The sequence below is a fragment of the Enterobacter cloacae complex sp. 402C9 genome (assembly GCF_050030745.1).
GTDB lineage: Bacteria > Pseudomonadota > Gammaproteobacteria > Enterobacterales > Enterobacteriaceae > Enterobacter > Enterobacter intestinihominis.
Genome location: NZ_JBLGUW010000001.1, coordinates 3356722 through 3369468 on the forward strand (window position 1 = coordinate 3356722; position 12747 = coordinate 3369468).

The following is a 12747-nucleotide window of genomic DNA, read 5'->3' on the forward strand; positions in this document are numbered from 1 at the left end:
AGCCGCCACCCGGCATAACTACAGCTTAAGAATATCTTTCACAAACGGAATGGTCAGCTTGCGCTGGGCGGTGATGGAGGCGCGATCGAGCTGATCGAGCGTATCAAAGAGCGTGCGCATCTCCCGATCCAGACGCTTGAGCAGGAAGCGCCCTACGTCTTCCGGCAGTTCAAATCCGCGCAGTCTGGCGCGCAACTGAAGTGCCTGGAGTTTGTCTTCATCCGACAGCGGTTGCAGCTTGTAGATTTGCCCCCAGTCCAGACGAGACGCCAGATCCGGCAGCCCCAGATTGAGCTGACGCGGCGGACGATCGCCGGTGATCAGCAGCCGGGTTTTGCCCGACTCCAGAATGCGGTTGTAGAGGTTAAAGATCGCCATTTCCCACGGCTCGTCTCCCGCCACGCATTCAATATTATCGATGCAGACCAGGGAGAGATGTTCCATGCCCTCCAGCACTTCAGGCACAAACCAGGTGCGTTTATCCAGCGGCACATAGCCTACCGCGTCACCGCGCGCCGAAAGTTCCGCACAGGCGGCATGCAGCAGGTGGCTGCGTCCCGCGCCTTCGCGTGACCAGATATAGATGTATCCGCTGTGTTCCTGGCGCAGCACGTTTTGCAGTGCAGCCAGTAAAGAGGGGTTATCACCCGGCCAGAAACTCGCGAAAGTTTCGTCGTCAGGGAGATAAAGTGGCAGAGAGAGCTGTGCCGGTCCGTTCAGAAATACCTCAACCAGAGATCTTACATAAAATCGGAATGGAGTTTAACACGGAACCAGCAAGGAGAGAACCGGGCGGACGATCCGCCCGGTTAAAGGATCAATGTGGTGCTTTTTCGCTATCGTCAGCGTCCAGGATTTCTTCTTCCGGACGAATGACCGAGATCAGCTTGAAAATCAGGCTCAGACCCACGCCGACGATGGTCGCCAGCGCCATACCCTTCAGCTCTGCCGCGCCGATGTGCACCTTCGCGCCGCTCACGCCGATGATCAGGATAACGGAGGTCAGGATCAGGTTCTGCGCCTTGCTGTAATCCACTTTGGATTCAATCAGCACGCGAATACCGGACGCACCGATCACCCCGTAAAGCAGCAGGGAAACGCCGCCCATCACCGGAACCGGGATAATCTGGATCGCCGCCGCCAGTTTGCCGACGCAGGAGAGCAGAATAGCGATGATCGCCGCGCCGCCGATAACCCAGGTGCTGTAGACGCGGGTGATCGCCATTACGCCGATGTTCTCCCCGTAAGTCGTGTTTGGCGTGGAGCCGAAGAAACCGGAGATGATGGTGGAGAAACCGTTGGCAAACATGGAGCGATGCAGGCCCGGGTCGCGGATCAGGTCACGCTTCACGATGTTCGCCGTCACCACCAGGTGGCCAACGTGCTCAGCAATCACCACCAGTGCAGCAGGCAGAATGGTGAAGATAGCAAACCATTCGAAGCGTGGGGTGTAGAAAGTCGGCAGCGCGAACCAGTGTGCCTCGGCAATCGGTGTGGTATCCACAACGCCCATCACGAAGGAGAGCGCGTAACCCGCCAGCACGCCGATCAGGATCGGGATAATCGCCATAAAGCCGCGGAACAGGACGGAACCGAAAACCGTCACGCCCAGCGTCACCAGCGAAATAATAATGGTTTTAGAATCCGGTGACTGACCGTCCGCAGGCAGCAGCCCAGCCATGTTCGCCGCCACACCCGCCAGTTCCAGGCCGATGACGGCAACGATTGCCCCCATTGCCGCAGGCGGGAACATCACGTCCAGCCAGCCGGTACCCGCTTTCTTCACGATGAAGGAGACCAGGCAGAACAGCACGCCGCACATGATAAAGCCGCCCAGCGCGACCTCGTAACCCAGCGGCAGCAACAGCAGTACCGGGGAGATAAACGCGAAGCTCGACCCGAGATAGGCCGGGATTTTGCCTTTACAGATGAAGAGGTAAAGCAGCGTACCGATGCCGTTAAACAGCAGCACGGTAGCCGGGTTAATGTGAAACAGGATTGGCACCAGCACGGTTGCGCCAAACATGGCGAACAGGTGCTGCAAACTAAGCGGGATTGTCTGTAAAAGCGGCGGTCTTTCACTCACCCCGATAGCACGGCGCGTCATAGTGTTTTCCTCTGAGTGTCATTGTTGGTTTTTATTCAAAAAAAAGCCGACTATCAAAGTCGGCTTCTTTATTGTTATTCGATTATTTAGTCCCAAAAATCTTATCGCCGGCATCGCCGAGCCCCGGGATAATGTACCCGTGCTCGTTCAGTCCCTGGTCGACAGACGCGGTATAGAGTTCAACGTCCGGGTGCGCTTTTTCCAGCGCCGCGATACCTTCCGGCGCCGCGACCAGCACCAGCACTTTGATGCTGCTGCAGCCTGCTTGTTTCAGCAGGTCAATGGTGGCGATCATCGAACCACCGGTCGCCAGCATCGGGTCAACTACCAGCGCCATACGCTCATCAATGTTAGAGACCAGCTTCTGGAAGTATGGGACCGGCTCAAGCGTCTCTTCGTTACGGTAGATACCTACCACGCTGATACGCGCGCTTGGGACGTGCTCCAGCACGCCTTCCATCATGCCCAGACCCGCACGCAGGATTGGCACCACGGTAATTTTTTTACCTTTGATCTGCTCAACCTGTACCGGGCCGTTCCAGCCTTCGATGGTCACTTTTTCCGTTTCCAGATCAGAGGTCGCTTCGTAGGTCAGCAGGCTACCCACTTCAGAAGCCAGTTCGCGAAAACGCTTCGTGCTGATGTCATGCTCACGCATCAGGCCCAACTTGTGTTTAACGAGTGGGTGTTTCACTTCCACAATCTTCATTCTCTTTCTCCTCTGAGGTGGCATCCGCAAAAAAATCGCGGGATTATACCGCTTTTTTCGGATTGCGCCATACCCATGTTGCTTGATGTACATCAATCAAAAACAAAAAAGCCGGAGGCTGGGCTCCGGTTTGGGTGCGGGGTCTTGCCCGGTGGCGCTGCGCTTACGCGGGCCTACGTGTAGTGTAGGTCGGGTAAGTATAAGCGCCACCCGACAATTACAGGTTATCGCCGTTGCTCGCAATCACCTGCTTATACCAGTCGAACGATTTCTTCTTGCTGCGGTTCAGCGTGCCGTTACCTTCGTTATCTTTATCGACAAAGATAAAGCCGTAGCGTTTCTTCATCTCGCCTGTGCCGGCAGAGACCAGGTCGATACAGCCCCACGGGGTATAGCCCATCAGATCCACGCCGTCTTCCACCACCGCTTTTTTCATCTCGCGGATGTGGGCGGAAAGGTAGTCGATGCGGTACTGGTCGTTCACCGTGCCGTCGCTCTCCTGCACGTCGATCGCGCCAAAGCCGTTTTCCACAATAAACAGCGGCAGCTGATAGTGATCCCAGAACCAGTTCAGAGAGTAGCGCAGCCCGACAGGATCGATCTGCCAGCCCCAGTCCGATTTCTGCACGTACGGGTTAGAAACCAGGCTCTTGCTCTCGTCATAATCCAGCGTCGGATTATCCGCCGTCGCTTTGGTGGCGAACGACATGTAGTAGCTGAACCCGATGTAATCCACGCAGCCTTGCGTCAGCGCCACTTTATCTTCTTCGGTGATATCCAGCGCGAAGCCGCGACGTTCAAAGTAGTTGAGCAGATGCTGCGGATACTTGCCGCGCACGTGAACGTCGGTGAACCAGTAGCGGCGATGCATGGCGTTCATCGCCATCATCATGTCGTCCGGGGCACAGGTCAGCGGATAGATGGGGCACATGGCAATCATGCAGCCGATATGCAGTGACGGGTTGATCTCACGCCCCGCTTTCACCGCCAGGGCGCTGGCCACCAGCTCATAGTGCGCCGCCTGGAACATCACCGGCTCGCGATCTTCTCCCGGGGCATATTTCAGCCCGGAGTTGGTAAACGGCGCAAAGTCTTCGTGAAAGTTGGCCTGGTTATTGATCTCGTTAAAGGTCATCCAGTACTTCACTTTATGCTGATAGCGCTCAAAAACGACCTTCGCGAAGCGGACAAAGAAGTCGATCAGCTTACGGTTACGCCAGCCGCCGTATTCCGTTACCAGGTGGAAAGGCATCTCGAAGTGGGAAAGCGTGATCACCGGCTCGATGCCGTGCTTCAGGCACTCGTCGAAAAGATCGTCATAGAATTTGAGTCCCGCTTCGTTCGGCTCCAGCTCGTCGCCTTTCGGGAAGATACGCGTCCAGGCAATGGAGGTGCGGAAGCATTTGAACCCCATCTCGGCAAAGAGTTTGATGTCTTCTTTATAGCGGTGGTAAAAGTCGATGGCTTCGTGGTTTGGGTAATTTTTCCCCTCCAGCACGCCGTTGGTGATTTCACGCGGTACCCCGTGGGCGCCTGCCGTCATGACATCGGCAACGCTCACGCCCTTGCCGCCCTCTTTCCAGCCGCCTTCAAGCTGGTGCGCCGCAACGGCCCCACCCCACAGAAAACCTGCTTTAAATCCTGACATTCGCTTTCCCTCATTCTGCGTTATTTTCTGCAAAAACAGTTACAGAAACCGGTTTCATTTTGATGATGTGCAAAGGGGATAGCCGTTGCAAGCAGATCGCCGAAACCGGTTTCATTTTCGTGAACGGAATCAAGTTTGTTGCCCTGGACAGTCCGCACAGAAAAAAAGATCCCCGCGCCGAGAATAGGCTCGCAAACGTTTGCCTGGACTGTTAGAATTGCGCCGATTTTTCTTACTAGCTATGCAATCGCGTGGGGATTTAAGCCGTGACCAACAAAACTTCTCTCAGCTACAAAGATGCCGGTGTTGATATTGACGCAGGTAATGCGCTGGTTGACCGAATCAAAGGTGTGGTGAAAAAAACCCGCCGCCCGGAAGTGATGGGTGGCCTGGGTGGATTCGGCGCACTGTGCGCGCTGCCGCAAAAATATCGTGAACCTGTGCTGGTCTCGGGTACGGATGGTGTCGGTACAAAACTGCGCCTGGCGATGGATCTTAAGCGTCACGATACGATTGGTATTGATCTGGTGGCGATGTGCGTCAACGACCTGGTGGTACAGGGCGCTGAGCCGCTGTTCTTCCTGGATTACTACGCGACCGGCAAGCTGGATGTGGATACCGCAGCCAGCGTCATTAACGGTATCGCCGAAGGCTGTCTGCAATCCGGCTGTGCGCTGGTCGGCGGTGAAACCGCTGAAATGCCAGGCATGTATCACGGTGAAGATTATGACGTCGCAGGCTTCTGCGTCGGCGTGGTAGAAAAATCAGAAATTATCGACGGCAGCAAAGTGGCTGACGGCGATGTGCTGGTTGCGCTGGCCTCCAGCGGTCCGCACTCCAACGGCTACTCTCTGGTGCGTAAGATCCTCGAAGTGAGCGGTTGCGACCCGCTGACCACCGAGCTGGACGGCAAACCGCTGGCCGATCACCTGCTGGCCCCGACCCGCATCTACGTCAAAAACGTGCTGGAGCTGATTGAGAACGTTGAGGTGCACGCCATCGCTCACCTTACCGGCGGCGGCTTCTGGGAAAACATTCCGCGCGTGCTGCCGGACAATACCCAGGCGGTGATCGACGCCTCCTCATGGCAGTGGCCGCCCGTCTTCAACTGGCTGCAATCCGCAGGCAACGTGAGCGAGCATGAAATGTACCGCACCTTTAACTGCGGCGTGGGCATGGTTATCGCCCTGCCCGCCAGCGAAGCGGATAAAGCGGTTAAGCTGCTGACAGAAAAAGGTGAAAACGCGTGGAAAATCGGTACGATTAAAGCTTCCGATTCCGAACAGCGTGTGGTCATTGAATGAAAAACATCGTGGTGCTCATTTCCGGCAACGGAAGCAATTTGCAGGCAATTATAGACGCCTGCAAACAGAAGAAAATCAATGGCACCATTCGGGCAGTATTCAGCAACAAGGCCGATGCGTTCGGCCTTGAGCGCGCGCGGGAAGCGAACATTCCTGCGCACGCGCTGGAAGCCAGCCAGTTCGCCGGGCGTGAAGCCTTTGACCGTGAGCTGGTGCAGGAAATTGACGCCTACGCGCCTGACGTGGTGGTGCTGGCAGGCTACATGCGTATCCTGAGCCCCGCCTTCGTCGCGCATTACAACGGACGTTTGCTGAATATCCACCCTTCTCTTCTGCCGAAATATCCTGGCCTGCATACCCATCGTCAGGTGCTGGAGAACGGCGATGAGGAGCATGGTACCTCCGTGCATTTCGTTACCGACGAGCTGGACGGCGGTCCGGTCATTTTGCAGGCAAAAGTACCGGTCTTTGACGGTGACAACGAAGACGACGTGACGGAACGCGTACAGGCTCAGGAACACGCCATTTATCCGCTGGTGGTAAGCTGGTTTGTTGACGGCCGTCTTGAGATGCGCGACGGTGCCGCCTGGCTGGACGGCGTAAAGTTGCCCCCGCAGGGTCATGCGGCTGAAGAGTAGTTTGTTCTGTCGGGTGGCGCTGCGCTTACCCGACCTACATATTGCATTACCCGATATTCCCTTCTCCAACCCTCTAAATTCCCCAACAAAAAAAATAACTGTCATACTTTTCTGGCACTGTTGGACATATCGTGGAAATGCTCGCCATAATAAGGACGAGACGGATTTACCACGTCCTGTGATTGAACTGGAGTGTGAGCTGTAATGGGTCAGGAAAAGTTATATATCGAGAAAGAGCTAAGCTGGTTAGCATTCAACGAACGTGTACTTCAGGAAGCGGCCGATAAAAGTAACCCGCTGATTGAGCGTATGCGTTTTTTAGGCATCTATTCCAACAATCTGGATGAGTTCTACAAGGTTCGCTTCGCCGAACTAAAACGCCGAATCATCATCAGCGAAGAACAGGGCTTAAACTCCCACTCGCGGCATCTGCTTGGAAAAATCCAGTCTCGCGTCATGAAAGCCGATCAGGAATTTGATGGCCTCTATAACGAGCTGCTGCTGGAAATGGCACGCAACCAAATCTTCCTGATCAACGAACGCCAGCTCTCCGCGAATCAGCAAAACTGGCTGCGCCACTATTTCAAACACTATCTGCGCCAGCATATCACCCCGATTCTGATCAACCGTGAAACCGATCTGGTGCAGTTCCTGAAAGATGATTACACCTATCTGGCGGTAGAAATCATTCGTGGTGAGACCATTAACTACGCGCTGCTGGAAATACCGTCTGATAAAGTCCCGCGCTTTGTAAATCTGCCGCCGGAAACCCCGCGCCGACGTAAGCCGATGATCCTGCTGGATAACATTCTGCGCTACTGTCTGGACGATATCTTCAAAGGTTTCTTCGATTACGACGCGCTCAACGCCTACTCGATGAAGATGACCCGTGACGCCGAGTACGATCTGGTGCATGAGATGGAGGCCAGCCTGATGGAGCTGATGTCTTCCAGCCTCAAGCAGCGCCTGACGGCAGAGCCGGTGCGTTTTGTCTATCAGCGCGATATGCCGGACGCGATGGTGGAGATGCTGCGCGATAAGCTGACCATCTCCCGCTACGACTCCATAATCCCCGGTGGGCGTTACCACAACTTTAAAGATTTCATTGGCTTCCCGAACGTCGGCAAAGCCAATCTGGTAAACAAACCGCTGCCGCGCCTGCGCCATATCTGGTTCGATAAATTCCGCAACGGGTTCGATGCCATCCGCGAGCGGGATGTGCTGCTCTACTATCCGTATCACACCTTTGAACACGTGCTGGAATTGCTGCGTCAGGCCTCGTTCGATCCGAACGTGCTGGCGATTAAAATCAACATTTATCGCGTGGCGAAAGATTCCCGCATCATCGATGCGATGATCCACGCAGCGCACAACGGCAAGAAAGTGACCGTGGTGGTTGAGCTCCAGGCTCGCTTCGACGAAGAGGCCAACATCCACTGGGCGCGCCGACTGACGGAAGCGGGCGTGCACGTCATCTTCTCCGCGCCGGGGCTGAAAATTCACGCCAAGTTGTTCCTGATCTCCCGTAAAGAGGGCGACGATGTGGTGCGCTACGCCCATATCGGTACCGGGAACTTTAACGAGAAAACCGCGCGTATTTACACCGACTATTCACTGCTGACTGCCGATGCCCGCATCACCAACGAAGTGCGTCGGGTGTTCAACTTCATTGAGAACCCGTACCGCCCGGTGAGCTTCGATTATCTACTGGTGTCACCGCAGAACTCACGGCGCCTGCTGTACGATATGATCGACAAAGAGATTGCCAATGCGCAGAACGGCTTGTCGTCCGGCATCACGCTGAAGCTCAACAATCTGGTGGACAAAGGCCTGGTGGATCGCCTGTATGCGGCCTCCAGCTCCGGCGTTCCGGTAAATCTGCTCATTCGCGGCATGTGCTCGCTCATTCCGGAACTGGAAGGCATCAGCGACAACATCCGCGTGATCAGCATTGTGGATCGCTATCTTGAACACGATCGCGTCTATATTTTCGATAACGCCGGTGATAAGCGCGTATACCTCTCGTCCGCCGACTGGATGACGCGTAACATTGATTACCGTATTGAAGTGGCGGCACCGCTGCTGGATCCTCGCCTGAAGCAGCGTATCCTGGACATTATCGAGATCCTGTTCAGCGATACGGTGAAAGCACGTTATATCGACAAAGAACTCAGTAATCGCTATGTACCGCGCGGCAATCGCCGTAAAGTGCGGTCGCAGCTGGCGATTTACGATTACATCAAATCACTTGAGCAACCCGATTAACCTATGCCAATAAACGATAATACCCCACGCCCGCAGGAGTTCGCTGCGGTCGATCTTGGCTCAAACAGTTTCCATATGGTCATCGCCCGCGAGGTGGATGGCGCGATGCAGATCATCGGTCGTCTGAAGCAGCGCGTGCATCTGGCCGATGGGCTCGACGCGCGTAACATGCTGAGCGAAGAGGCAATGGAGCGCGGGCTTAACTGCCTGTCGCTGTTCGCAGAACGTCTGCAAGGCTTTTCGCCGTCCAGCGTTTGCATCGTCGGGACGCATACGCTACGCCAGGCGCTGAACGCGCCGGAATTTCTTAAGCGCGCGGAAAAGGTTATCCCCTACCCGATTGAGATCATCTCTGGTAACGAAGAAGCGCGCCTGATTTTTATGGGCGTGGAGCATACGCAGCCGGAAAAAGGCCGCAAGCTGGTGATTGATATCGGCGGAGGCTCAACCGAACTGGTGATTGGCGAAGATTTCGAGCCGCGTCTGGTTGAAAGCCGCCGTATGGGCTGCGTCAGCTTCGCGCAAATGTATTTTCCGGGCGGCGTCATCACCCGCGAAAACTTCCAGCGCGCGCGCATGGCCGCCGTGCAAAAACTGGAAAATCTGGCCTGGCAGTATCGTATTCAGGGCTGGAACGTGGCGCTGGGCGCATCGGGGTCGATTAAAGCGGCCCATGAAGTGCTGCTGGCGATGGGTGAAAAGGACGGGTTTATTACGCCTGAGCGCCTGGTGAAACTCACCGAAGAGGTGCTTAAGCACAAGAGCTTCGACGCCCTGAGTCTGCCGGGCTTGTCCGACGAGCGTAAAGCGGTGTTCGTACCGGGGCTGGCGATCCTCTGCGGCGTGTTTGACGCGCTGGCGATCAAAGAGCTGCGCCTCTCTGACGGCGCCCTGCGCGAAGGTGTGCTGTATGAGATGGAAGGCCGTTTCCGTCATCAGGATATTCGCAGCCGCACCGCGCAGAGCCTTGCCAACCAGTACAATATCGACCGCGAACAGGCGAAACGGGTGCTGGAAACCACGGTTCAGATGTACGAGCAGTGGGAGGAGCAGAATCCAAAGCTGGCGCATCCGCAGCTGGCCGCGCTGTTAAAATGGGCCGCGATGCTGCATGAGGTGGGGCTGAACATAAACCACAGCGGAATGCATCGCCATTCAGCCTATATTCTGCAAAATAGCGATCTGCCTGGCTTCAACCAGGAGCAGCAAACCATGATGGCGACGCTGGTGCGCTATCACCGCAAAGCCATCAAGCTCGACGATCTGCCGCGCTTTACGCTATTTAAGAAAAAGCAGTTCCTGCCACTCATTCAGCTTCTGCGCCTGGGCGTGCTGCTCAATAATCAGCGGCAGGCGACCACCACACCGCCGACACTGAAGCTTAAAACGGATGACTATCACTGGACGCTGAGCTTCCCGCACGACTGGTTTAGCCAGAACGCGCTGGTGCTGCTGGATCTGGAAAAAGAGCAGCAGTACTGGGAAGCGGTCACCGGCTGGCTGTTGAAGATTGAAGAAGAGAGTTCTGAGGCGGCAGCGTAACGGCTAAGGCGCTCTCCTGAGAAGGCTGTGTTTCGAGCAACGTATCAAGCTCAACTGGCAACCCAATCAAGTAGCCCTGCACATAATCGATACCTAGCGCGTGCACCGCGCTACGTATCTCTTCTGTTTCCACACATTCCGCCACCACCAGCATTTTCTTCATCCGGGCCAGATGGCAAATGGATGCCACGATCTGGTAATCCAGGCTGTTGCTGACAATATTGCGAATAAAGCCGCCGTCGATTTTGAGAATGTCGGCGTCCACGCTTTTTAACCGCGCATAGCTGGCGTAGCCGGTGCCAAAATCATCAATGGCGATCCGTATTCCCATTTTTTGCAATTGCCTGAGGGTGGATGCCGCCAGATCCGCATGACCAAAGGCGCTACTTTCGGTCACTTCAAAGATCAGCTGCCATGCTTCAACGGCATATCTGGCTAACAGGCGGCTCACTTCAAGCGGGAACTGCGCCCGGTAGACGGTTGAAGGTGCGAGGTTGATGGCAAAGCGCTGGCCCGGCAAACGCTGGCGGTGCTGTGCCAGGAAACTCAACGTACGCTCCAGTACCCATAAATCGACACGCGACGATAAACCAAACTCCTGTGCTATGGGCAGGAACTGCTCGGGAAAGATCAGCGCCCCGTTATCATCACGCATTCGCAGCAGCACTTCGTGGTAATGATCGCCGCGCAGGCCGCGAACAGGCTGAACTAACAGGCTAAAAGCATTCTGCTCCAGCGCTGTCTGCAAACGGCTCATCATCGCCACCTTATCTTTCAGGCTACGCTGCAAGTGAACAGCCCCGCGCTGCTGAAGATTTTCCGGGTGATTCGTTGAGAGGGAGAGGTCAGCCACGATGCCCAGTTCCCCCAGCACCAGATAGAGGTGATTGACGGGTGAGCGTACATAGCAGTAGCTCACGCCAACCTGAGGCTGCACCGGCATACCATCCCAGATAAAAACAAACTGCTTAATATGCTCGTCCAGCGTCTCAATGCGCTGTTGATGCGACTCCGCCTCCAGTCGCACCGCCATGTCATATCCGGTGAGGTGATAGACTTGCTCTTTTGGCTGAAGGGTGCCATTTATCCATTGCGCCAGCTGCTGCTTATACTGGATCCGTAGCAGTACGCCGTAATTACGCCCCAGCACTTCCAGCTCGGGCACGCGCAGTAAACAGAGCGCCGACCAGGGGTTACTGGCCAGCTCTCGCGACAGCGCCCGCAGGTTGGGCATATGCACCACCGGATCGAGAAAAGCCTGACTGCGGGAGCGAATATTGATGGTCCGCTGACGTGTCGCCAGCATCGACATATACGTCACAACGAAGGAAAAGACCAGATAGCTGGATGAGGTGATCGCCAGCTGAATGCCATAACCCTCCTGCACCGGAATGTAGTGATAAAAAAAGTGAATCGACACCAGCAGGACCGGCGTCCAGATGATTGACATTAGCTTGTAGCCAAAGCGCATCGCCCCCCAGAGCATCACGGGCATCAGCAGTGACAAAGTGTAGTTGGTGCTGAAAATGGAACTGTTTTCATTCATGGGCAGCAGCAGCATAGCCAGCAACCCACCCAGAGCTAAAAACCACACCACAAACTCAACGGCCGTCACCTTTTTGTCTATTTGCGTGCGGAGCTGGGACATCAGTCCCTTGATATAGCGCGGATGACGTATCAGGCGGATCAGCAGGTAGCTTAGCGGCACACCCGTCAGCCCGCTCACCAGCAGCCCCTGATAGTTAATAAGGGTCCGAATATTGAGGGGATTCAATCCTGCAAGGCTCTGGCGGCTCTCATAGACCCCGAGATAAACCGCAAACTGAAATAGCACCAGAAAAAGCGTTGCCGGGCAAAACACCTGCCAGAAGATACGTTGCCCCATCAGGCGTATGTCACCGTAAGCGGTCATATTGCGTCGGGGCGCAAACACGCGGTAACCGCCCCAGCTGAGCACCAGGGGGACGATAAAATGCAAAATGCCGGTCACGGTTTCAAACAACCCAACGGACGGGTAATAACGTAAAAACAGCGACACCACCACTCCGGGAAGGGCTTCCAGGCCAAAGAACAACATCAGCGTCAGCAGAAAGGAGAGCGGGAGATAATAGAGCGCAACGATACCGTCGCCCAGCTGCGTTAAGGTATTAGCCACACTAAGCACCGGGAGTAACACGACGGGTAATATAAGAGGAAGTGCCCACCAGCGGTCTTTATTTTGCTTCAGGATGTGGTGAATATTCATAGATGCTCGTTTACAACCCTTGCGCTCCAGAGGGTAAATGAAGACAGGCATCCAACCTGACGTACACGATGCCCGGAAAATTCCTGGCAAGCACAGTGGAGGTGGGATTTTAAATATCAACGACGAGATGCCGTTGACCTAAATCAAATTAATTTATCTGAATAAACATTTCTTACGTTTTATTTGAATATTTTTCCTGTAATTATCAATGCGATAAATAAAAGCGTTGTTTTTAATAACATAAATTAATGTAAGCATTGACGGTATTTTACATTTCGCTGAATTGACC

At 54.9% G+C, this 12747-nt stretch carries 9 protein-coding genes; 4 read left to right on the forward strand and 5 right to left on the reverse strand.

Annotated features, from left to right (window positions below; genetic code table 11):
- Positions 1 to 18: 18 nt before the first annotated feature.
- The 4 genes from ACQG1K_RS16025 to ACQG1K_RS16040 form a co-directional block, all read right to left on the reverse strand.
- A complete protein-coding gene (locus ACQG1K_RS16025) occupies positions 19 to 720 on the reverse strand; it encodes a DnaA inactivator Hda (RefSeq protein WP_211482948.1) in 702 nt (233 codons plus the stop codon).
- A 97-nt stretch (positions 721 to 817) separates the two neighbouring features.
- Positions 818 to 2107 (reverse strand): uracil permease, encoded by a 1290-nt coding sequence (gene uraA, locus ACQG1K_RS16030; protein WP_022648978.1) that lies wholly within the window; start codon positions 2105 to 2107, stop codon positions 818 to 820.
- A gap of 82 nt (positions 2108 to 2189) precedes the next feature.
- Entirely contained in the window at positions 2190 to 2816 is a 627-nt protein-coding gene (gene upp / locus ACQG1K_RS16035) for a uracil phosphoribosyltransferase (protein WP_022648979.1), read from the reverse strand.
- Positions 2817 to 3033: 217 nt separating this feature from the next.
- Entirely contained in the window at positions 3034 to 4464 is a 1431-nt protein-coding gene (locus tag ACQG1K_RS16040; protein ID WP_045308563.1) for a 6-phospho-beta-glucosidase, read from the reverse strand.
- A gap of 266 nt (positions 4465 to 4730) precedes the next feature.
- Between ACQG1K_RS16040 and purM the strand changes: the two genes are divergently transcribed.
- From purM to ppx, 4 genes are all read left to right on the forward strand, one after another.
- Positions 4731 to 5768 (forward strand): phosphoribosylformylglycinamidine cyclo-ligase, encoded by a 1038-nt coding sequence (gene purM / locus ACQG1K_RS16045; RefSeq protein WP_022648981.1) that lies wholly within the window; start codon positions 4731 to 4733, stop codon positions 5766 to 5768.
- The gene (gene purN, locus ACQG1K_RS16050; RefSeq protein WP_023300681.1) at positions 5765 to 6406 is read left to right on the forward strand and encodes a phosphoribosylglycinamide formyltransferase; all 642 of its coding nucleotides are present in this window, start codon (positions 5765 to 5767) and stop codon (positions 6404 to 6406) included. The genes purM and purN overlap by 4 nt, the downstream gene beginning before the upstream one ends.
- 204 nt (positions 6407 to 6610) lie before the next feature.
- Positions 6611 to 8671 carry a polyphosphate kinase 1 gene (gene ppk1, locus ACQG1K_RS16055; protein WP_006811494.1) on the forward strand — a complete coding sequence of 687 codons (2061 nt, stop codon included), beginning with the start codon at positions 6611 to 6613 and terminating at the stop codon, positions 8669 to 8671.
- A 3-nt stretch (positions 8672 to 8674) separates the two neighbouring features.
- Positions 8675 to 10213: an exopolyphosphatase gene (gene ppx, locus ACQG1K_RS16060; protein ID WP_003860570.1), complete on the forward strand. Its 1539-nt coding sequence runs from the start codon at positions 8675 to 8677 to the stop codon at positions 10211 to 10213.
- Here ppx and ACQG1K_RS16065 read toward each other — a convergent pair.
- On the reverse strand, positions 10161 to 12458 hold the full coding sequence (locus ACQG1K_RS16065) for an EAL domain-containing protein (RefSeq protein WP_050595053.1): 2298 nt from the start codon (positions 12456 to 12458) through the stop codon (positions 10161 to 10163). The two genes, ppx and ACQG1K_RS16065, sit on opposite strands and share 53 nt — an antisense overlap.
- Between the last annotated feature and the right edge of the window lie 289 nt (positions 12459 to 12747).

Bases quoted from the DNA above. Each gene is read 5' to 3' on its own strand.
- ACQG1K_RS16065 (WP_050595053.1), bottom strand. From the start codon at position 12,458: ATGAATATTCACCACATCCTGAAGCAAAATAAAGACCGCTGGTGGGCA.
- ppx (WP_003860570.1), top strand. From the start codon at position 8,675: ATGCCAATAAACGATAATACCCCACGCCCGCAGGAGTTCGCTGCGGTC.
- ppk1 (WP_006811494.1), top strand. From the start codon at position 6,611: ATGGGTCAGGAAAAGTTATATATCGAGAAAGAGCTAAGCTGGTTAGCA.
- ACQG1K_RS16040 (WP_045308563.1), bottom strand. From the start codon at position 4,464: ATGTCAGGATTTAAAGCAGGTTTTCTGTGGGGTGGGGCCGTTGCGGCG.
- purN (WP_023300681.1), top strand. From the start codon at position 5,765: ATGAAAAACATCGTGGTGCTCATTTCCGGCAACGGAAGCAATTTGCAG.
- uraA (WP_022648978.1), bottom strand. From the start codon at position 2,107: ATGACGCGCCGTGCTATCGGGGTGAGTGAAAGACCGCCGCTTTTACAG.
- upp (WP_022648979.1), bottom strand. From the start codon at position 2,816: ATGAAGATTGTGGAAGTGAAACACCCACTCGTTAAACACAAGTTGGGC.